General features: G+C 35.5%; 14 protein-coding genes. 1 reads left to right on the top strand and 13 read right to left on the bottom strand.

All coding sequences use genetic code 11. The annotated features are described in order from the left end of the window. Positions 1-10 precede the first annotated feature (10 nt). The 13 genes from ACY0M5_RS09710 to ACY0M5_RS09650 all read right to left on the bottom strand — a co-directional run bounded on the left by ACY0M5_RS09710 (position 11) and on the right by ACY0M5_RS09650 (position 19,633). Positions 11-1,084 carry a [citrate (pro-3S)-lyase] ligase gene (locus ACY0M5_RS09710; protein WP_461631617.1) on the bottom strand — a complete coding sequence of 358 codons (1,074 nt, stop codon included), beginning with the start codon at positions 1,082-1,084 and terminating at the stop codon, positions 11-13. A gap of 158 nt (positions 1,085-1,242) precedes the next feature. Further along, positions 1,243-2,655 (bottom strand): triphosphoribosyl-dephospho-CoA synthase, encoded by a 1,413-nt coding sequence (locus ACY0M5_RS09705; protein ID WP_461631616.1) that lies wholly within the window; start codon positions 2,653-2,655, stop codon positions 1,243-1,245. An 87-nt stretch (positions 2,656-2,742) separates the two neighbouring features. Continuing rightward, positions 2,743-4,302: a citrate lyase subunit alpha gene (citF, locus tag ACY0M5_RS09700; protein ID WP_156196119.1), complete on the bottom strand. Its 1,560-nt coding sequence runs from the start codon at positions 4,300-4,302 to the stop codon at positions 2,743-2,745. A 30-nt stretch (positions 4,303-4,332) separates the two neighbouring features. Beyond that, the gene (locus tag ACY0M5_RS09695; protein WP_101310381.1) at positions 4,333-5,229 is read right to left on the bottom strand and encodes an HpcH/HpaI aldolase/citrate lyase family protein; all 897 of its coding nucleotides are present in this window, start codon (positions 5,227-5,229) and stop codon (positions 4,333-4,335) included. Next, complete coding sequence (citD, locus tag ACY0M5_RS09690; protein ID WP_124991962.1) at positions 5,229-5,516, bottom strand: citrate lyase acyl carrier protein; 288 nt, start codon at positions 5,514-5,516, stop codon at positions 5,229-5,231. Before citD ends, ACY0M5_RS09695 begins: the two co-directional genes overlap by 1 nt. A gap of 674 nt (positions 5,517-6,190) precedes the next feature. Then, entirely contained in the window at positions 6,191-7,306 is a 1,116-nt protein-coding gene (locus ACY0M5_RS09685; protein ID WP_461631615.1) for a BPL-N domain-containing protein, read from the bottom strand. A 6-nt stretch (positions 7,307-7,312) separates the two neighbouring features. Further along, positions 7,313-8,551 carry a C45 family peptidase gene (locus ACY0M5_RS09680; RefSeq protein ID WP_461631614.1) on the bottom strand — a complete coding sequence of 413 codons (1,239 nt, stop codon included), beginning with the start codon at positions 8,549-8,551 and terminating at the stop codon, positions 7,313-7,315. An 85-nt stretch (positions 8,552-8,636) separates the two neighbouring features. Next, positions 8,637-11,246, bottom strand: a complete 2,610-nt coding sequence (locus tag ACY0M5_RS09675; RefSeq protein ID WP_461631613.1) for a C10 family peptidase — start codon at positions 11,244-11,246, stop codon at positions 8,637-8,639. A gap of 418 nt (positions 11,247-11,664) precedes the next feature. Continuing rightward, entirely contained in the window at positions 11,665-12,603 is a 939-nt protein-coding gene (locus tag ACY0M5_RS09670) for a hypothetical protein (RefSeq protein ID WP_461631612.1), read from the bottom strand. A gap of 105 nt (positions 12,604-12,708) precedes the next feature. Continuing rightward, positions 12,709-14,199 carry a RagB/SusD family nutrient uptake outer membrane protein gene (locus tag ACY0M5_RS09665; protein WP_461631611.1) on the bottom strand — a complete coding sequence of 497 codons (1,491 nt, stop codon included), beginning with the start codon at positions 14,197-14,199 and terminating at the stop codon, positions 12,709-12,711. A gap of 146 nt (positions 14,200-14,345) precedes the next feature. Beyond that, positions 14,346-17,756 carry a SusC/RagA family TonB-linked outer membrane protein gene (locus ACY0M5_RS09660; protein ID WP_461631610.1) on the bottom strand — a complete coding sequence of 1,137 codons (3,411 nt, stop codon included), beginning with the start codon at positions 17,754-17,756 and terminating at the stop codon, positions 14,346-14,348. 86 nt (positions 17,757-17,842) lie between these two features. Next, a complete protein-coding gene (locus tag ACY0M5_RS09655; protein ID WP_461631609.1) occupies positions 17,843-18,979 on the bottom strand; it encodes a FecR family protein in 1,137 nt (378 codons plus the stop codon). A 171-nt stretch (positions 18,980-19,150) separates the two neighbouring features. Beyond that, on the bottom strand, positions 19,151-19,633 hold the full coding sequence (locus ACY0M5_RS09650) for an RNA polymerase sigma-70 factor (RefSeq protein ID WP_306599126.1): 483 nt from the start codon (positions 19,631-19,633) through the stop codon (positions 19,151-19,153). An 811-nt stretch (positions 19,634-20,444) separates the two neighbouring features. On the opposite strand from ACY0M5_RS09650, the gene ACY0M5_RS09645 reads away from it, so the two are divergent. Then, positions 20,445-22,718 (top strand): GH92 family glycosyl hydrolase, encoded by a 2,274-nt coding sequence (locus ACY0M5_RS09645; protein ID WP_461631608.1) that lies wholly within the window; start codon positions 20,445-20,447, stop codon positions 22,716-22,718. The last annotated feature ends 124 nt before the right edge of the window (positions 22,719-22,842 follow it).

Genomic DNA, 22,842 nt, shown 5'->3' with positions numbered 1-22,842 from the left:
GCTTTTCTGTTTAATGTCTGGTAACTGTATTTCTTATCTTCTCTCTAATCTCAGCAGATTCTTCCGACAACAGATAATTCTTTGTTGAATCCGGTAAAAAATCGAGGACTTCATTCAGTCTGTCTTCACGGATTGCGATTCTTACTTTTAATGCCGAAATATAATTATCTGAACTCCCTTGCGTAATTCTTGGTATCTCAAGAATTTCAACGCCATTGGACGGTAAATATTTAATCATGGCTTCGTTGTAGGCCGCAGTTACCGGCGAATACATTTCAGTTCCAACGTATCTTCTATTAATATTTAAAATTGGAACAATATAATTCAAAAAAGTGACTACATCCAATTCGGCTTGTTTAGCCGCAATGTCACATTCTTTCTCATCTTTCAAAAAATAACAAGGAAAAATAGTTCCTGAAACTACATAATCTCCCCCCTTCACCATTACCAGATTTTTAATGTGCCCCAATTCTTCCTGAATCAATCGCCATCGAACATCAAAAGTAAATGACGAACGATCCTCTTCAACTATAAATAGGTACAACACTCTATTTTCCGCACAAGCTTTTTCGATCAGATATTTATGCCCTTTAGTAAAAGGATTGCAATTTACAACTATGGCTGCGATGCCACCAAAAGTTACATCCTTTTTTATTGACCGCAAATAGTCCTGATATGTTTTGATATTCTCATATCCAAATTCCAAAACAGAGAACAATGGCTCTGCAGTTGCAATTTCGGTAAATCCCAATCCTTTAAAAACCTCTAAATTACGAGGCTTCGTGTAAACAAAAATGTGTTTGTGCTCATTAATAACCAATTCAATTAAATGTGTTACAATTTGCGCAAAAGCGGCTCCTTCTCTAAATTTAGGAGAAACTGCAACATATTTAAGTACTCTTCCTTTATACGACCCGGTTCCTATTACCTCCTGATTCAAATTATAAAGAATCATGGTGTAATCAACGTCTATAGAATCGAACTCAAAACCCAATGGCTCCAGAAATTCTGAGACCAGCTTTATATCAAAGGGATTGTTTAGATCTAAAGACTCTTCCCTATAATCTGTATTCTCAACTCCCATCCTTATTCGTTGTTTAGTATTGTTTTGTGTAAATATTTTCTTTTTGTTTCCGCACTCAATAATATGCATTTCACAGAAAATACCCCTCTAATTTTATATGTTATGAAAGGTGCTCAATATCTATGCAAGCATGACAAATGTTGTTTTATTATTCATTTTCAATTTGTATTGAATACTTTCCAATTGTACTTTTTATTCACCATATATGTAAAGAATGCAACAGCAAGCAAATCGGCAGAACCACCCGGAGATATCCGATTTTCATTACAATAATCCAATAAATCCTGATACTTTGAATTAAAATATTGAGTTCCAAAAAGAGTAAAAGCCTGTTGTGAAATATCCTGTAATTCATTAAGAACTTTTTCTCCTTTACGATATAAAATATTGCTGTCGTAATTGTGTGCAATTAAAACTAAAAGTGTTTGTTTTAATCCTTCATGAATAATTGCATCTTTTACTGCATCCATTTTATCGAAATGAGAACTCAAAACAGGAATTGCATGATTGAAAACACAAGGTAATCCGGATTGAATTTCGCCTCTAATTCCTTTCCCCTTATCTCCAAACTTCTCAAAACACTCTTCTCCATGTGTTTTTTTGCTGCTATAAAGCTTCTTCCCCAACTCATTCTCAACTAAACTGCCGTTTAATTCCTTTATTTGATTAACAAATGAATCATACGAAAAATTCCGGTTTTTTATTTGATTGGCACTCACAAACAGTGAAAATCCCAACAAAAAAATGGCACCTTTATGAGTATTCACCCCACAAGTTTCACGGTACATATCCTCTTCCATTTGCAAACCAATTTGTCTCAATTTTGGCAGAGCAGCTTTTATATTTGCAGACGAATAAGAATAACCATATTCAGCTATTTCTTTAAAATAGACAGACAAGACAGCACTTGAATTTAAAAATGTTGAAAAGTCCATATCCGAATGAGATCCGTTCGAAAAACGATCGACCAAACCCGGTTTTGGAGAAAGAGATACTTCATGAAGAAGTGCTTTTAAAGCAAATGCAGACAAATCTTTACAAACCCTTATTTTCCTTCTTTCCTGTAAAAACCGGGATATATCTTTCTCGATAACAGTTCTCATCTCTCCATATTTGTGAGTTTGCCTTCTCATGCAAAACACAGCAGGGTGCTCATTACAAAAATAACATTTCTTGGCTTTTCCCGATGAAACCGGATTTCCTTTTTCATCAGTAATATCAACGTCCAAGAGTCTACCTAAAGAGTGCTCCTTTTCATAAAGCTCTGCAATCTCTTTTATCGTTACTGCTGAAATTTCATTGCCTGAAACAGGGACTAAATAAAAATCTCCTGCTGCATCAGGACGAATAATTTCTCTTTTTTCCTCAATAATAATCCGATGAGAAAGTAAAAATCGTTTCAAATCAGACAAACATTCTAAGAAAAACAATTTGATCTGATCATTCGATTTTGGAACACCGGGAATATTAAGAGTCAGACTTAGTGAAATATCTCCTAACTCAGCAAACTTCTGTCTCTCTTTTGACCGGATTTCTTTAGCCTCCAAAATTTCTCTTACAACTTTCTCCATTTTGTCTACTTCCTGTTTACAAATACACCCTAAATGCTTAAAACAAGTAGGGTGTATCATATTTCATTTGTATAAATCGGCCTCAGCTTATGAGAGATTCTTTACATTATAAATTACATCAATAATAGTCCCGTCGCGATATTCAACCAAGCCTACAATCTGATCTCCCAATTGCTTTTCGGCAGGTACGCCAGTCATTTTCTCCACTTCCTCTTTCAAGTCTCGAATATCAACCACTTGCACCCCGGCTTCTTTAAGTTTCGCGGCCAAATTTGGTTTCGCTGGATTAACACATACACCTCTCTCTGTTACAATTACATCAACACTTTCGCCAGGAGTAACAACAGTGTGAACACGATCTTTTACAATGGGTAACCGACCACGAAATGCCGGACAAACAACAACTGTTAAGTTCGCTCCGGATGCGGTATCAGAGTGTCCTCCGGATGCACCTCTTATTTCTCCTGAAGAACCAGTAATTACATTTACATTGAAATCAACATCCACTTCGAGTGCACCCAAAACAACCACATCCAACTTATTGGTCATAGATCCGCAGTTATTGGGATTCGCATATTGATCACACGAAATTTCGATATGATTTGGATTATTCAAAACCGAAGAACTAACTGCAGCATCGAAAGACTGCACATCAAAAATAGAATGAAATAACCCTTCATTCAACATATCAACACCATAGGAAGTTACCCCTCCAATCATGAAGCTGCCAATTATATTTTTTCGCTTCATATCTTCGCGAAGAAATTTGGCCACCGCCAAAGAAGCTCCACCTGCACCTACCTGAAACGACATTCCATTTTTGAACAAACCAGAATGTTCAATTACTGTTGCTGCAATTCGGGCAATACGTAAATCCATTGGTGAATTGGTAATACGGGTAGTTCCGGACGCAATTTTTGTTGCATCACCAATACTATCCACTTTCACCACATAATCGATAAAATGTTGACGTACAGTACAAGGTACACAAGGATATTCAACCAAATTATCAGTAACAATAATTACATTACGAGAATACCGGGCATCAATATCTGCGTATCCCATAGATCCAAAAGCTGATGGACCATGAGCACCGGTTGCATTTCCTTCTTCATCAGCTGCAGATGCTGCTAAAACCGATAAATCAGGCTTAATTCTTCCTGTTAAAAAATCACGTACACGACCACCGTGAGAGTGAATAATTGCCGGATATTTTAATTTTCCAACCGATATTGCATCTCCCAATGCACCTCTGATACCTGATGTAAAGATTCTGGTAATCATTCCTTTTTCAACATAAGAAACCAAACCATCATGAGCTGATGTAAGTGATGAGGACGCCAAGGTGATATCCTTAATCCCCATCTCATCAAGTATTTTAATGGTCTGCATCAGCACGCCATCTCCACCTCTTAAATGATGATGACAAGTAACAGTCATTCCATCAAAAGGTTTACATCTTTTGACAGCCTCTTCCAGATTTTTACAAAGTTTGGAAACATGAGGTTTTTTAGCCTTAAGTGTTCTGGAAATATTGGTTGATGGAACTTCGTCTTCAATAATACTTTTCCAAACTCCCTGGAAAGGTTCAAGTTTCCCAAGGCCTTCTATATATTCAGGAATTTCAACTCCTATTGCATTTTTCATTTGTCTACGTTTTAAATCCAAGCTTAAAAACTAACCAGCATTCTTTTCAATTTCTTTCAAATCTATTTTGGCATATTCCAAAACTGTAATTGCTCTTTGAACAACAGGAGCATCTACCATTTTTCCATCAATTGCAAAAACTCCAATACCAGCTTTTTTGTTTTTAATAAACTCAGAATAAACACGATATGCTTTACGCACCTCATTTTCAGTCGGGTTAAACACATCATGAACAACATCAACCTGACGTGGATTTATAAGAGCCTTACCTGCGAAACCAATTTTTTTAATATATTCTGTTTCTTCCCGCAAACCTTCATCGTCGTTCACATCAGCAAATATAGTATCTAAAACGTCTAAATCATTGGCTTTTCCAGCCATCACAATTCTCTTACGTGCGTAATCAATACCAACTCCATCCGGAGTTTTTATAATACCCATATCGGCAGTTAAATCCTGCCCCCCAATAGTAATAGCATCTATTCGTGGATCGGCAGCCGCGATATCATAAACATTCGCAACCCCTTTGGCTGTTTCAATCATCACATGAATAGTCATGGTTGGATTCTTAATTCCATGCTCCTTTTCGATGCGCCGCACTTCTTTCATGAATTCCTTAACATCGGCTACTGTTTCTGTTTTCGGGAAACGGATATTATCAGGCTGTAACGGCACAATTTCCTCCAAATCCGTTAATCCAAACGGTGTATGGAAATTATTTACACGCACACATACTTCGGTATCATAAAAATTAACCGTTTTAAGCATATTCCGAACCAAAATTCTTGCTGCATCTTTTTGGTTTAATGCTACAGCATCTTCCAGATCAAGAAGAACAGCATCACAACCATAAACTCCTGCTTGTTGAATCATTGCCGGATTATTACCGGGAATGTACAACATCGACCTTCTTTTTTTCTTTACCATTACATTGTCCCCTCCTGGATACCTAAAGATCGTTTAACTGCTGTTTCAACTCGTGCTTCGATTGTCTGCGTCAGTGCTCCTTTGTCCTTGGCAATAAGATGCAAACCCTCAACCTGAAGCCGATCAAGTACCTGATTTATAGTTTTTTTAATATCTTCTTCGAACTGAAGTATTACTGTTGAAGAAATATCAACTTTGCGACCAGAATCTTTTTCAAGAGGCTCAATCAGAATCATAATATCGCTTGATTCAAAAGTTCCGGCTTGCGCTTTAAACTTGGGTGTCATTGTTAATAAATATTTGTTAATTAAGTCTTATACATTAGTATAATTTGCTTCTGCAAATTTTAAGGTCTTTCGATACAATTCAAAGCACTTTGAAGTATTTTTAACCCAATCTTTACGTGTTATAAAACACCCACTGGAAACGATTGCAGATCAGACTCTTGTTTTATCTAAAACCAAACGTAAGTATTTACATTTCTTACTATTCACATTTAAATAGATACTTTTTTGTGAAATAAGTGCAAAAGCACCAAATCTCTTATCTGTTTTAATCTGAAAAAATATTAATTGATAACATCAAAATGAATTTATGAAGAAAATATATTCGACACAAAACATATGATAAATTTAAAAAAGGCTTGCAAAAACAAAAATTCTGCTTATTTTAATAGATCGTTAGATTTTAAGTATGAGATATTAGATCAATTTGGTCCACCGAATGATCAGGGTATTTTCAACATTAACAACCATGATTTTTACTAAAAATTATGAGAACAAACGATTTACAAACCTTAACAGACTATTATTACTCTAGAATCAGAATTTTAAGCGTTAGCGATTGGTTAGACCTCAACGAAATAATAACGCGAATTCAATTATTAATTCCTTGATTATCTAAAAAAAATAACTTCCAAGTATTATTTATTTAAAATTTATTAATAGTTCTTTCCTCTTATTTAGTCGCTCAAATCTTCTATGATTTTTGATAATTTAGCTTTAACGTCCAGATCTTTCTCATTCTCAAAAGCAACAATCAAATCGGGCAATGCCGCAGTATATTCCGAAATTTTAAGTAATTCAGCAGCATGTAACCTGACTTTTGGAAATGGACTACGCAACAACCCAATATTCCATCTTACAGCCGGTCTGGAATAAATTGAATGCAAATAATTCATAGATATTATTACAGAGTCAGGATTTGTATTAAAAAGCTTCCACCAATTTTCCTTTTCACTTATTTTCAGCATTTTATTATATAGAATTTCACGAGTATAATTTTCAGGCTTTATCAGTTTAGCTTTATATTTTACCTGTTCATTATTTGTTACCCATCTTATCATTCGGGGAACCATCCAACGCATTCCGGGAGTAGATTCGGGATGTCCTGCAATTGCGAATAATCTTCCACTACCTACTTTTTGCTTATACAAAAATATTTTCCCAGGAGTCACCTCTTTGGGAGCCCCTGCGTTGGAGTGAATATCGGTAACATAATACGCTAATTCGGAATAATTTTCTTTTTGCAATAGGGTCTCCATTACTGGTCCGTCATAATACTGACAAAATAGTTTGTTGTGATCCAATTCCGGAAAAATTTTTTTCCCTTCTCCTGTAAGCTTAAATTCAACCAAACCTCTTCCTCTTGCATAATGAGCCCTATCTATAACTTTAACATTACCAATCTCAAGGGAAGGATAACCTGGAGTGCTGCTAGTTAAAAATGCACCCGCACAAATCCCTACAATTCCTTTTCCTTGGTCTATAACAAACCTCCTAATCTTCTCTTTACCGTAAAACCCGATATTATTCAATTGATTACTACCACTTCCCCCAGGAAAAATCATTGCATCAATAGCATCCAGTTTGCCAGACTGAATATCACTTGCGCTAATTTGCAGAGGCGATATGTCTTTATCAATTTTCAGAGCTTCAATGGTTTCAACAACACTTATCGCCCCTGCTCCATTACCATTAAAAACGCCTACCACAATTTTATTGTCGTCAGGCTGATGTTTTCCACATGCTGTAACGATCAAAAAAATCATTACTAATAATTGATATTTTTTTTTCATATTAACTTACATTTCAATATTAAATTCATCTTTATAAGCTTTAGCCACAAAACGATCTAACCATTTATAAAACTCGCTAATTTCCTTTTTATCAACTCTTCCTTTTTGTCTCCACTTATCAATTAACTCGTTAGTAAGCTCATATATATGATTATCATATGGACGTAATTTCTGAACAATTCCTGATTTATCGCTGTTATACAAAGCATTAACGTTTATGTAATACTTATCGGATTTTCCCCACCTGATGTTCATGATTTTTTCTTTTTTAAGAACCAATGCGGCATTGCAAATGGGAGAATCTTTTAATGCTGTCTTGTAGGATACGATTTCAGGAATAGTACTTCCGCCCTTTAACCATACCGGTACAACAACAGATGCCAATGGAAAACCAATATTGGACCACATGGTAGCAAATTCAGGATTTTCATCTTTTTTTACGCCTTCTATTATTACAGAAGAAGCTGATCCTGATCTGGGAATAAAATCTCTAAAATGAGCATATTGAGACGTATTTTCGGGTAGATTACCATACTTTAGCTTTAAATCCTCTTTAATTAAAGAGTGTTTTAAACTCTCAGCAACATCTTGTTCAATAAACTGAGCGGACAATCCTTCAGAAGAAGCACTCTGATAAAACAGATCGGAAGAAGTATTGTAACGAATATAACCACTCCCAATGCCTATTTCACCGGTATTAGAATAATTAGCTCTTATAACATAACCAAAAGGAGCAATTGCAGGATCGTTAACATCTATCTTCACAAATCCGTTATGTCCGAATTCATAATAAGCAGCTCCTCCAAAAGCATCAATTACTCCAAAATTAGCCTCCAATCCGCTGGGTTTTTGCATTGAATTCAAAAGGTTCTCAAAGTCTTCAAGAGTTCCGCAAACAGAAAGAGCTGTCTTCATTAACCTGCCTTCAAGGCCACTTAGTTCTTCTTTGCTTTCATGGTTTAAATTGTACGAGGCCGAATTCATAATTGCAAATCCTGCCGAATTCATTCCAATCCAAACGTTTCTTCTTGCAGTATCAGCTGAATTAATCAAGCCCATGTAATCAAATTTGTCTCCTTTAAAGTAGGCAACACTATTCTTTACTGCCCATGTATCTCTGTTTTTCCATATCATGGGCCTGCCACTTTTTGTGTATTTCCCTGAAACAACTGCCGTAGTACATGCTTCTGATATAATGGGATTTAAAACAATAAATACGAGTATAATTTTTATAAATAATTTCATGTGTTATAATTTTGTTGTTGAACCATTGAGTTTTCTCCATCTATTTACTTGCGTAGAAAATCATGATGTACCTGATGAGTTCTGATTACATTTTTATTATTTTTCGAATAAAACGTTCTTCTTCATATTGAATGTTTAGCAGGTAAATGCCGGAGGGAAGATCACTTAAATCAAGTTGAAATATGCGATTGTTTGATTTTATTTTTTTCTTTAGAATTCCGGATGAATCATATACCTTTATCGTTTTAAATTGTTGATTATTCCCCACCTGAATTTCCACAAAATCATTTGTAGGATTCGGATATATATTTACAGCAAACAATTTTTCATCAACAAAATTGTGATTGTCTGATGAAGTGGTTTGATCAATTGTAATCTCCAAATTTTCAATTTCGGAAGTATTTTGTCCATCGCTTACCGTTAATTGTAAATTATAATCTGTAAGAGGACTGCTAGACAGGGCACCAGAATCATGAACTGTGATTTCCCCCCTTACTTCATCAATAGCAAAAACATTATTCGTATTTCCTCCTGTTATTGTCCAATCCTGAAAAACTGTTGCAAAAACATCTTCATCGGTAGCCAAAACTGTGCAGACCAAAGTTCCATTTGGAGAATCGCGAGTAACACCAGCCGATTGGTTTGTACTAATTACTGGGGCAAAGCTATTTTCAATTTTACTTCCCTTCCAAATTACCCCACCAGATTCATTTTGCACAATAAAACTTAACCTAAAAGCCTCATCTTTTAAACGTACTTTATGTGGTTGGTTAAAATCAAACAATGCAACAGTATTATCATCAAGCTGATGTGCATTTCCTCTTAATGGGGTGAAACTATCAGAATGCCTGTCAATTTTCGAAATTCTAAGTTGATCGATTTCTGCTACAATAAAATTAGAATAGCTGCTTATGTATTTTTCACCCAGATTTAAGGCTTTACTACTTGTTGATAAATTGAAATTGGAACTGCTGTTTTCAACATCTTTTTCACCATTTACAAATAGTTTTGTTTTGTTACCTGAATGAGATACTGCAACATGTACCCATTCGTTTAGCAATAAATCGCTATGGTAAGATTTTATATATGCATTGCTGTTGTGTGCTATAAATTCAATTGCATACGAAGTAGATGTTATGTTATCGATACCAAGGGTAAAGGCATATTGCTGATACAAGATGACATCGTTGTTTTGATTGCCATTCTTTACATTGATCCAAAACTCAAACGTATATTCACCGGAGAAGTCCAAATCCTTATCCGGAGTTTGTCTTGCATAGGCATACTGGCTTCCTCCCAAGGAAATATAACCGTCTAAATTTTCTTCATTTGCATAAGCAAATTCATTGGACCATGAGTTTAAATAAAATACATCACTTATTTTGTTTCTTACTCTAAACTGATAAATAGCTACCGTTGATTCGGCAGTAATAGAATATGAATCGCTTGTGATCGTACTCGATACCGTTTCCCAACTGCCTTCATCTTTTTTCATTTCCAATTCAAAAGCATCCCAGTTCACTTTGTTGCTAACTTTCCATTGGACGGTGATGTTCTGGCTTCCGTCACTTACCACACTGGTTATTTCAGGAATGGGCAAAAAATCGAAAATTGCATCAGTTATTGTATTGTAGCCACCAGAACTACTGGTCCATCCCTGCACATTATAGTATCCGTTTATGCCGTTATTATTATACCATCCCCAATTTATGTGGTAGTAAGGTATGTTATCAATGTCTTTATAACCATCAATAACAGCAGCATGTTGGGCTCCTGTTGCGCTTGCTTTTAATCCTATCTGTACAGGGATTTGATCTGTAACATTTTCATACATTCTATTCCAGAAAGAACTCCATGATGCTTCTTCGTAATGCCCACTATACCGAAAGAAATTTTCCAACACAAAGGGAATTTTATTTATATGGGAACTTGATCCTGTTGGCCCAAAATCCATTTGAACAGCAACTGCGATATCGTATATTAGTTTGGATACTGCCTCACGTTCTTCAACTGTCGATGCAACTCCATAGTACTCGTCTTTTATATCAGTCCAGTCATATTCTACCTCATCAAAAAAAGCAGAATGAGTGTAGGATAAACCATCATAACTGTCCGAATAAACATGATTGCCCATCGCTTTTTCAGGCCATTTGTAATAATTGAAAATTTGCGATGCACTTATGGCCACGCAACCTGCCGAACAGTTTTGAGGTGTGTATAAATTCGTAGCATTAATGTTCTGCCCTGTTTCATCAATGCAATTAACACCTCCCCAAGCATCTGTAAGTAAAGGATTAATTACCACATCTGTTTTCGACTCTTTTACAGCACTTTTTTCTATTCCCGATGACAGATCAATGTCATTTTTTTGCCCTTTTACACCCTCAATAAGATATTGCAGAAATGGGTTATTTTTAGTCTCAAACCGTCCTTTATCAGAAAAGCCAATAATTGGTGCATCAATTCGCGCATCAACAATAACAAATCCTCCTTTTGCATAATTGAAAACATACCCAATAATATTATTATTGTCGGTTAAAGGAATACATTCTAAAAGCTTAGAATCTTCGGAGTTTAGCTTTTTAAATATTTCATCGGACTTCTTTCGGTATTCACTGGTATCTTTTTGAGAAAATGCCGCTAACGAAAGAAATACAAATGAAATTAACACAAGTAATTTTGATGTATTTTTCATTTCGATTATTCTATTTTATCTGGGTTCGGTTATTAATTTACTGATCATCCAAAGTAGCAGATTGATAAAACTAATGTAGAAACCTGGTTCGTAACTTAACGTGAGGCCAACCCAATAAACACAAGTCAGCACACTGATAATACAAAGATTACACCCGAATCAAAACAAGACATTAGCCTTTCGTTTTTTTAATAATACCGATTACTAATTTGTATTAACATTCGAATTCTGCTTGCTCATTTTATTCAACAATTCTATCCCCTTACCAGTTTATGGTTGATTGTATGTCACGACAATTGTTGGTACAGAACTTCGACAGTCATTGGTGCAATACCTCTACTATTGTTGTCAGCTTATGGAGTTCACAACCTTTTGTTCTGTCTGCAATAAATTCTTCTGCTAATTAATCGATCCCAGGTTATTTGTAAATCATCTTAGATTCGGAATCCCAATTGTTCTGGCGTAAGGATACTGAATAGGGATAAGTTCCTTTCACATCCATTTCCGGTGTATCATCTAAAGGATCGATCATTTCTTCTTCAATCAAATTCAGCAAGAATAAAGTTTCATCATCCTCTTCAAAATCGGCACCCAAATCAGGAATAAAATCTTCGTTGTATCTTGATACATTGGATACCCGAACTTTTCTTAAACCACATTTTGCAAAACCATAATATCCTCCGCGGTAGGTACCACTCCAATTTACTGCTGAAACCGACGACTTCGAAATCCAAACATCATCAGTCCCAGAACCTACCAGTTGTCCATTCACAAAAAAACGTGCAGTATTGTCGGAAGAGGATCGGGTAATTGCTATGTGTACCCATTTCCCATATGAAAGAACGATGTTCTCGTTATCGTAAGTACTCATTGATTCTAACTCAACATCGGTAGAGTTGTTGGCAAGTTTTGAATACTTCAACTCGTAATCGGCTTTAACTTTAATCAAGTTTGTTCCTATTCCTCCCGGTTGATTATAATCAATAACTTCCTCTGCAACATCAGCCTCAGGTTTGGATTCATTTGCCGGTGTGGCATACAATGAAAAAACATATCGCTGCTCCATTATAATTGATGATGTAAGCGGTTCTTCTGTTAGATTTGTTCCTTCCTCCATTTTTACCCAGGTTTCGAAGGTCCAGTCGGTAGTTAAAGCATCAAATGGTCTTTTACCATCGGTACTTTTATTGGTTGCGTAAAAGCTCTGGTTCTCTCCGTTAAAGTTGGCATAACTATCAATAATGCTTACCATCCCACCTGTAACAACAGGTGTTTCGATTCTATTGTCATCGTCGCTACACGACAAACATGTCGCAACAATCACAAACAACAACAGGTATGTATTTAGATTTTTCATGTGCTTATAATTTGATTTTTAAAGGCCACAAGAAACCGCCATAATAATCATTTCCTTGTATCAAAATATGGCTCGTTTCATGTACTTATCTGTTAAAAAATTCATTTATTTCCATCCGCCAATAGAAACATCCTCACCGGGAACACCAAATTCACCTCCATAAGTGTAAATTTCTGCGGGAATTAGTTGTAATTGCTGAGCAGGAACAGGAAAATGAAGCATTGTGCCTTTTTGCAATTGATCGAAACGACGCATATCAAAATATTCGATGCCAATACCCGAAAGGATTAACTCGATATTCCGTTCGTACCAAATTGCATTCCACACTTCTTCTTTGGTATTTCCAATAGTAGTCAGGCCACCACGAGTTATTCGGGTTCCGTTATTAATGATCGTAGCGGCTCCTGCATAATCACCCAAATTGTATTTAGCCTCTGCCATTAGCAGTTCATTTTCCGACAGGCGAAAATCAATTATTCTTTTGTTGATTCCATCGTTGTTGATATAATCGTCAAGTCTTTTGTATCGGTAGGTGGACCACCTGTAATAGCCTCTATCGGGTCGGCTGTTTTCTGTATCGTATTCAAAATCTAGATGTAATCGCTGATCATCAGAGATTGCTAACCCATTATTTGGTAAATCAGTATAAAGTCCGCTTTCTGGAAAAGTTGAGGGGATGTTTGGATCGAGCATGTTCACGATTCGCATATCAATTTTCCCCCAACCAGGAGCTACTGTTTTTAAGTGAAAATAAGATTTCCAGGAATCTGCAACCCCATCACCTAAAGGAGCAAAATCTTTTGTAATCCCTTTTTCTGTATGTTCCAACACTTTTGTCCAGTCCACCTGACTATTTTGTGTTGCATTTCGCGAAGAGTAAACCAATAAACGAGCAATATAAGAGTGTGCAAGACGAGCCAATTCTACATTGGACCACTCGTCGCCGGGAATCCACGATGTGGGCAGGATAAATTCTGAGTTTTCGCATATTTCAATTGCTTTTTCAATTTGTTCAATCCCTTTTGCCACAACATCTTTATACGAGCTAAACTCCATTGTTTCATAGTCTGCTATAGAGGAAATAAGAACCGATTTATCAAAAATCAAACCCAAATAACCATTTGCAAGTCCCTGGGTAAAATAAGCAACAGCTTTAACCATATCGGTATTTTCGCCATTTCCTCCAATTTGCATTCCGTTGTCTAAAATATTGATAACGTCGGTTGATGATGTTAAAACATCATACATGTTTTTATAATATGCCTCACCAACCCAATGATAAGGATAGGTTACATCGTTAATATATGCTTCGCGAGGCTCCATCGACAGATCAACAGCTCCAAAATTAGACCAAAATACAGTTCCGCAATCTGCCATATACCACATTGCCCTTGCAGGGGTTTCAGTACCAAAATCATAAGATGAATCATGACCTACCGAAAACCAGAATTTAAACAAGCCGGCAGTAATTGATTCGATTCCATCAGAGTCGGACAAAACTGTTTCTGTATCTGGTGAATTCAAATTTTCAACGTCTAAATCCTCACAGGAAACAAACACTAAACAAAAAATTGGAATTATGTGTAAAATTTTCATACTAACTATTTTTAGAATCCATAGTTCAAATAACAAATTGAGTTTCGCCCTGATTTGCGATTTTTACTTTATGGATGTTACATATGCAATTGTTCAAGAAATTAACTATTGAAAGCTCTTTTGTCGTACTTTCATCGGCCATTAAGCTAAAATTCAATGTTAACAGAAAAAGAATAGGTTGTGAAATTCGGGTATCCCGTATTATCAAAAGCATAACCATCAAACGTAACTTCCGGGTCGTAACCCGAATAATTGGTAAAAGTGAGTAGGTTCTTTCCTATGATTCCAAATTTTACCGATTCAACATATTTTCCCAAGCGGCCTAATTTTTCACCTTTCAGAGTGTATTTAACCGAAGCTTCAGCTAAGCGAAGGTAAGTTCCATCTTCAATCCAAAATTCATTAATTGACTGGCTGTTGTACAGACCCAAATAATAATCGATGGTTTTCATTGCTTCAGGAGATTTACCAAATTGATCCATCATAGGATGTCGGTTGTGATTAACCATTTTCTGAGCGGTACTGTTGTACACATCTCCTCCCTGCTTCCATTTCCACAACATAAAGAAACCAAAATCCTTATAACTTAGGCTGGATGTTAACCCCATTCTAAAATCAGGGTTTATGTCTCCAATTTTTTGAGTAATAGGATTGTCTTGCTCATCTTTTAAAAGAATGGGAGATTCGTTTCGGGTTCCCTCTGTTCCGTTTTCGATGACAAAGCCTTCATTATTCAACGCATAATTCGTAATGCTTTCTCCATCGGGTATCTGAGCTTGCATTTGTTCAAGAGTGTGCACAAATTTTCTTCCATACATTATTCCGTATGCTTCGCCTTCCTGAATGTAAAAACTGCTTTGCGGACCTGTTCTGTATGCCGGAACATCAAGTTTGGTAATTTCCGATTTTGTTTTGTCGAATGTAAATCTCAAATCCCAGTTAAGGTTTTTCTTATTTATGATGTTGACATGAAGCATGGCTTCAAAAGTATTGGTCTCCAAAGTTCCTGCGTTTTTCCATTGGTAAGGAAAACCGCCCTGATGAACCAATAATGGAACTTTCAAAAATTGATCTGAAGTTTCCGTGTTTGAGTAGGTAGCCTCCAGGTTAAATCGCTTTAAGAATGTCATATCAATTCCTACTTCGATCTCTCTGGATTCGGAAGGTTTCAAATTCTTATTTCCCAAGGTCGATTTTTGATATACCCCTGATACTGTACTGTAGGTTTCATATTGTAATGAAAAAACGGGTCTTTGTCCTGAAGTTCCAATTGCACCTCTAATTTTTAACTCATCAATTCCGGGAATTTTCACATCCTGTGAGATTCTGTAGGCAGCCGAAACACGGTAATAATTATGCCATCTTTCTTCTGAACCAAATAATGAAGAACCATCGCGACGAAATAAACCATCAAGAATGTATCTGTCTTTAAAAGTAAAAGAAGCAATCGCAAAAATGTTTTCAGCTTTAATGTCTTCATAACTATCTCTAAAATACATGTTTTCATCAGAAATAATGGAAAAGGAAGGCATGCCTGCAAAATCGAAATCACGACCGTATCCGCCTGCAGTTTCAAAATGGTTGTCTTCACTTAAATAACTAAGCCGGGCATTAAATTCCATATCGCCCCAAGTATCGAAAAAACTTAACGTAGCTCTGTAATTCTGATTTTTAATTTTTGAAGTGTAGTTATCCAAATATCCGGGAGACTCCGAGAAGCCATCTCCATCGATGCCTGTATACATTCCTTTGGGAGTGTAAGCAAGTCTCCGGTAATCCTGACTTTCGATTCCATAACTTGCCTTAAAACTCAGCCAGTCGGCAAGTATCCAACTCAGCTCATAAGTGCCTATAAACCTGGTTTTTTCTGAAACATTTGATTTATTGTAGAGTTCGTAGAGTGGATTGAATACGATTTGGTTCCATTGGTTTGGGGCAAAATTATAAGGGGAACCATCTGCATTGTTCTGGTACAGATTTACATCAGGCTCCATCATAACAACCCGGCCAAAAGCCTCATTTCCACCTCCAGGCATGTCATTTTCGGTTAAAATCAGGTTATTACTTGCTTTTATCCTGATTTTGCTATTTATGGCATGATCAACATTTATTCTAAAACTCTGACGATCGTAACCTCCGGTTTCTTTTAAAATTCCTTCGTTGTTATGATTTTCGAAGGACAAATATAAATTGGTTTGATTCAATTTTGCAGCTACACTAATGAAATTGGTATAACTCACTCCACTTTCAAACATTTCGTTCTGCACATCGTTGTATAATCTAAATGGCTGGGTCATCATTCCATTGTCAAGTAAAATCCGGTTTCCTTCGATGTTCGGATTATAGCCTGAAACATAATCTGTAGGGTAGTTAACAGTAGCATATTTGGTGTAAGTATCCACTTCCTGCCAATCATTAGCCAATAAATAGGGATGGTGTTCTGCCAGATCTAATAAATTTGTAACTTTCTGAATCCCAATCTCATTTCGTACTGTTACTTTTGTTGTATTATCGGGTAAGCTGGCTCCTCGTTTGGATATAACTACAATGACTCCATTACCAGCCCTGGAACCATAAAGAGCAGATGCCGCCGCTCCTTTTACCACTTCAATTGACTCAATATCATCAACATTAATATCAGATAAGGAACCTTGCATGATCATTCCGTCTAACAAAATCATGGGTGACTGACTTCCCGTTAAGCTTGTAGCACCACGAAGAATAATTGAAGAACCGGATCCCGGAGAACCATCTCCGGATACAACGCTTACTCCTGCAATTTTTCCTTGAAGTGAAGCCGAAACCGAAGATTGTGGTACATTGGTTAGATCCTTTGAACTTACTTTAGCTACCGACACCGACATTTTCTTTTTTTCGGTTCCCATTGCCACTCCGGAAACAATTACCTGGTCGAGCATAGAAAAATCTTCAAGCATTTCTACATCAAAAACATCATTATTATCTATCGGCAACTCAACTGTTTTATAGCCTATAAAACTATATTGCAGAAGATTTCCAGCCTCAGCTTCAACCTCAATAACAAACTTCCCGTTCATATTGGTAATTGTTCCAATTGTAGTTCCTTTTACAATTATATTTACTCCTGGCAATGGTACACCATTACTGTCCATAACACTTCCAATAATTTTCTTTTTATTATCCTTTGGTTGGGGAGGTGAAACTTTTTGGATTTCTTGTTTTGGTTTGATTATAATGTACTCCTCAGATTGCTTATAAGTAAGGTTGGTTCCTTTCAATAAACTTTTTACAGCTTCAACCACTTCTAAATCTCTGAAACTAACATCGGTTTTTCTACTATAATCAAACTCATCATTACTATATATGATAATAATATCAGCTTGTTTTTTGAACTCAGACAAAACTTGCTCGTAGCTAACACCTTTAAGTTCCAAAGTAACTCTATTCTGCGATTTAACACTTGCAGAAAGTTGAAACGATAATAAAAATGTTAGCAGAACAACCAATTTCATCTTCAGTAAAATCTTACGGGTGTTAATTATATGCCTATTAAAAGCATATATTACAGATTTTTCCATAATTTTGTATTATTGGATTATACATTTGGGTATTTACGGATACCCTTTATCTAATTGATATCGGAAAATGTGCCAGCATTTTCCGATTATTTTTCTACAACATAAACCAGATCATTTTTCTTTATAAATTTCACATTTGTAGTTTCTTCAATAAAATTTAAAATTGATTCAATTGGTGTTCCTTTTTTAAATGCACCTGTGAATTTTTTATTTTCTATTGCATTATCTGTAAAATTGAATTTAATATTGTACCATCTTTCCAACGAAGTCGTTATTTTTTTCAACGACATCTTATTAAATTCAAAAATGCCTCGTGTCCACGATGTATAAATATTTACATCAACATCTCTTACCGAAATTACATCCCTACACGAACAAATGGCTTGTTTTCCAGGAATCAGAAAACTTTCATTGCTGCCATTATTCACTTTCACATGTCCTTCAACTAATGTTATCTCGTTGTATTCGTCACTCTCATAGGCACTTATATTAAAACTGGTGCCCAGAACTTTAACTTGTGCAAATTGCATTTCAACAATAAAAGGCCTCTTTTTATCTTTACTTACTTCTAAAAAAGCTTCTCCTGTTAAAGAAATTTCTCGAATATCATTCTTAAAATTTATTGGGTATGAAATTTTCGACATCGAATTAAGAATTACTTTAGAGCCATCAGGAAGAAAAAAATCATATTCTGCTCCTAACGGGGTTACAATGGCAAACTGTTCATTTGCTTCTTTTTCTCCTACAGAACTATTAATTGCCAATAAATTGGTACTGTCTTTATAAATCGTTCCATATTTTGGATGACAGAATTCCTGATATTTATGATTTAACAAATTGTGAGTTGTCCCGTCGGGAAAAACAATATAGGTAAGATTTTTATTGAATGGATATTCTTGTGATGTTTCAATATTTTTATTTTTCAACAGACCAATTACAATAAGAAAGGGTAAAAGAACCGCTGCCACTTGATAAAAAATACGTACCCGAAGTTTCTTCTTTTTATCAATTGTTCTCAACTTCAATCTTTCCCAAGATTTCCCTTCCTCAATAGCATCTATAGCTGACACCTCTTTATAAGACAAATGAATTTTTTTCAGCACTAAGAACTCATCCCGATTGGCTTCTGATTTCTCTAACCATTCGTTAATAAACTCAATCTCGCTAATATCCGCTTGCTTAGAGATGTATTTTAATAAAATATTTATATCAATGCCATTCATTTCTATCGTTATTTATCGGTGTAACGTAGAATAAAGAAAAATGGGTGTCTGAATATTTATTTTATTTCCAAAAAAAACAATTTTCAATAAAAACAGCAGGCGCTATTGGTAGAAATATCTTTACAACAAAAAAACACAATAATTAATGAGTAATTAAAATATTCCTTAAATTTAAAGTAAATAGCTGACCAATATATCCAACACTTCCCGTAAAAGACGATAAGCACGAGCCAGATTTGATTTCACGGTGTTAACGGATATATTTAACTCTTCGGCAACTTCCTTATATTTCAGATTATAGAAAACCACTGCTTTAAAAACTTCACGGGTTTTTTGCGGCAAATTCTCAACCTTATCCATAAGTCTCCTGTTCCGCTCTAAAATTTCTTCCTCGTCATAATAATTTTCTATAACTATTTTGTCATCAAAGCTATCAACATATAGGGGATGCTCTTTTCTTAGATAATCAATACAAGCATTTTTAACGGAAGCAAAAAGATAAGCAGAAAGATTCATTTGGGTGTGAAATTTCTGTTTTTCCCAAACCTTTATAAAAACTTCCTGAACAATATCTTCCGACAAATTTAAATCGTAAACATATTTAATTGCAAACACACATAAGGGTTTGTAATACCGCTCGAATAACAATTTCAAACCCTTGCTTTTATCGTTATCTAAAGTGTAAAGTATGTGGTTGTCTGTAATTTTCACCTAATTACTAAATTTATGGCTTGCCAATATACAAGAATAATCTTAAATCAAAAACAGAAAATTTCGGAAATAATAAGGTTATCTTGAAAAACCTATATGTGAAAAATTGGCACTGCTCAATGCTTCTACTAAATATAGTATTACAGAATTCTTCTACTTGAAAAATAGATTAGGAACTGATCCCTGATTTTCCAAAAAGAAAAAAAGGCTTAAAAAAAAGATCCTGCTTATTTAGAATAAACAGGATCTAATTGTTAGTGATTAGTTAGTGGTTAGTAAAGTCTCACCAAATAATTGATGAGTAAAAAAAGTGTGATTCAATGTGATTACAAATGGTATTTTTTGTTTTTATCACAAAGGATTTACAATATAAGTGTAAATAATTGGTTTCCGCAAACGTTTCCATGATTTTTTCACTTACAAACCATAATTTTCATAAAATAGGACGAAAAATGAACTAAAAGAGCACAGATAGTCAAAAAAAACACTCATAAATCTTGAAATAATTTAGTAAGGAGTTAACTAATTCAACCGAAATTCTCTTTCCTCTTATCATGATAAATGCAAAAAAGATCCTATCTAAAACAAATGTCAATTACAAAAAAAAGCAACACAACTCCCTTACAAACTGCCAACTAAATCTAAAATAAAATATTGATTAATAATTTAATTTACGGAGTTAATCCACAATTAAATTAAAATTAATTGCCACAATATAGTTTTGCTTCAAATATATTAATCAGAATACCTTTTAATGAAGAAGCTCACTTTACTATTCTCTCTACTTTTTTCTTTGACTCTATTTGCACAAAAGAAAATTGTCGACTACGTGAATCCAAATATCGGAGGCATTGGTCATATGCTCGAACCAACAATTCCATTGGTGCATCTTCCCAACAGCATGATGCGCATATCAAAAGAGCCAAAAGGTTATCAAAGCGAGAAAATTACACACTTTCCCTTCTCTATTGTTTCTCACAGGAAAGGAACAGTCGGTAAGTTCATGATTTCTCAGAATCCTACTTCGCAAGAACCTAAAAACTGGGAATCTGCCTATGATCATGACCAGGAAACAGTAAGCCCCTATTACTATTCTGTTTTATTGGAAGATTCTGATATCGAAATGGAATTGACTGCAAGTCAACATGTTTCGCTTACACGTTTTAGCTTCACAAACAGCGCCCCTGCTAATTTATATTTACAATGCAGAAACAATGGAGCATTTAACATTTCTCCCAAAAAAAATACAATTACAGGTTTTGATATGATTACAGCGGTTGACGGCATTGATCTTGAGCATCCTGTAAAAGTTTATTTTGCAGTCAGGTTTGATCAAAACATGTCTGATTACGGCACTTTCGACACAAGCAAATTAAATTCTAACAGCAAAACTATTTCGGGAGATAAAGTCGGATCGTTTTTCCGATTTGACAATACTTCAAATCCATTACAACTTAAAATAGCTGTTTCTTATATTTCAGCAGAAGAAGCTAAAAAACATTTGGAAAGCGAAATGCCTGATTGGGATTTTGACCAATACAAGGAATCTCACAAACGGATATGGAATAATACACTGAGTAAGATACTGGTGAAAGGTGGAAGTGAAGATCAAAAAACAGTTTTCTACACGGCACTTTACCGTTGCTATGAGAGAATGGTAAATATTTCTGAAGACGGAAAATACTTTAGTAATTACGATCAAAAAATCCATAGTGATGATGGCGTTGATTTTTTCGTTGACGATTGGGTTTGGGATACATACCGGGCGACTCATCCATTAATGTGCTTAATTGATCCGGAGAATCAATCAAAAAAAATCAATTCCTACATTAAAATGTATGAACAAAGTGGCTGGATGCCATCCTTTCCCCTGTTTACGGGCGATCATACTTGTATGAATGGAAATCACGCCTCTTCCATTATAGCAGATGCTTATTTTAAAGGAATAAGAGGATTTAACATCGAGAAAGCCTTTGAAGGCTTAAAAAAGAATGAATTGGAAGCTACGATGTTACCATGGAAGAATGGTCCGGCAACAGAATTAGATACCTTTTATCATGACAATGGCTTTTTCCCAGCTTTAAAACCAGGAGAAAAAGAATGGGTGAAAGAAGTTCACCATTGGGAAAAAAGACAAGCTGTTGCCTTAACACTTGGGCATAGCTACGACGATTGGTGCATTGCTCAATTGGCAAAGGATCTTAACAAGAAAGAAGACTATCAGCTTTTCTCAAAAAAAGCCAATAATTATAAAAACAATTTTGATTCTGAAATTGGTTTTATGGCTCCCAAATCATCTGATGGAAAATGGATTCGACCATTCGATCCAAAATTATCCGGAGGTTTAGGTGGCAGAGCCTATTTCGCAGAAAACAACTCCTGGACTTACACATGGGATATTCAGCATGATATTGCCGGATTAATAAATTTGATGGGTGGAAATGAAAAATTTAACAACAAACTGGATCAACTATTTGTAGAACCATTCGGGATTCCGAAGTGGGATTATTGGGATATTTTTCCGGATGCAACAGGCTTAACCGGCCAATTTGTAATGGGAAATGAACCCAGTTTACACATACCTTATTTGTATAACTATTCGGGAGCACCATGGAAAACGCAAAAACGAATCCGTTCCCTTATGGAAGTGTGGTTCACCAACTCTCCTTTTGGAATTTGCGGCGATGAAGATGGCGGAGGATTATCAGCATTCTACGTTTTTTCGTCCATGGGATTTTATCCGGTTACGCCAGGTGTTCCGGAATACAATATTGGCAGTCCGATATTTAGCGAGATTACAATTGATTTAGGCAATGGAAAACAACTACAAATTATTGCAGACAATTGCTCTGCAAAAAATAAATACATTCAATCGGCAAGTTTGAGTGGTAAGGAATTAAAAGGTCCCTACTTTGAGCATTCGGAAATTATTGACGGAGCCAAACTAATATTGGAGATGGGACCAAGACCAAATAAAACATGGGGAAGCAATCCAAAATTTGTTCCCTATTCGATGAGTAAAGATTAGTTAGTGATTTAGATTAGGTTAGTAAGAACTATTCCACACAAGTAGTTCAGTAGTAAGCCCCGAAAGTACCATATAGGGGCTTTTCTATGTTTCAAAAAAAGGAGGTCATGAAATCTGTTGATTT

The sequence above is a fragment of the Labilibaculum euxinicum genome, assembly GCF_963678175.1.
Classification (GTDB): domain Bacteria; phylum Bacteroidota; class Bacteroidia; order Bacteroidales; family Marinifilaceae; genus Labilibaculum; species Labilibaculum euxinus.
The sequence above is the reverse complement of the archived record's forward strand: the minus strand, read 5'-3'. Positions and strand labels throughout refer to the sequence as shown.

Coding starts and splice junctions, on each gene's coding strand:
- ACY0M5_RS09705 (WP_461631616.1), bottom strand. CDS start 2,655: ATGGAGAAAGTTGTAAGAGAAATTTTGGAGGCTAAAGAAATCCGGTCA.
- citF (WP_156196119.1), bottom strand. CDS start 4,302: ATGAAAAATGCAATAGGAGTTGAAATTCCTGAATATATAGAAGGCCTT.
- ACY0M5_RS09710 (WP_461631617.1), bottom strand. CDS start 1,084: ATGGGAGTTGAGAATACAGATTATAGGGAAGAGTCTTTAGATCTAAAC.
- ACY0M5_RS09695 (WP_101310381.1), bottom strand. CDS start 5,229: ATGGTAAAGAAAAAAAGAAGGTCGATGTTGTACATTCCCGGTAATAAT.
- citD (WP_124991962.1), bottom strand. CDS start 5,516: ATGACACCCAAGTTTAAAGCGCAAGCCGGAACTTTTGAATCAAGCGAT.
- ACY0M5_RS09655 (WP_461631609.1), bottom strand. CDS start 18,979: ATGAATGGCATTGATATAAATATTTTATTAAAATACATCTCTAAGCAA.
- ACY0M5_RS09670 (WP_461631612.1), bottom strand. CDS start 12,603: ATGAAAAATCTAAATACATACCTGTTGTTGTTTGTGATTGTTGCGACA.
- ACY0M5_RS09675 (WP_461631613.1), bottom strand. CDS start 11,246: ATGAAAAATACATCAAAATTACTTGTGTTAATTTCATTTGTATTTCTT.
- ACY0M5_RS09685 (WP_461631615.1), bottom strand. CDS start 7,306: ATGAAAAAAAAATATCAATTATTAGTAATGATTTTTTTGATCGTTACA.
- ACY0M5_RS09665 (WP_461631611.1), bottom strand. CDS start 14,199: ATGAAAATTTTACACATAATTCCAATTTTTTGTTTAGTGTTTGTTTCC.
- ACY0M5_RS09680 (WP_461631614.1), bottom strand. CDS start 8,551: ATGAAATTATTTATAAAAATTATACTCGTATTTATTGTTTTAAATCCC.
- ACY0M5_RS09660 (WP_461631610.1), bottom strand. CDS start 17,756: ATGGAAAAATCTGTAATATATGCTTTTAATAGGCATATAATTAACACC.
- ACY0M5_RS09645 (WP_461631608.1), top strand. CDS start 20,445: ATGAAGAAGCTCACTTTACTATTCTCTCTACTTTTTTCTTTGACTCTA.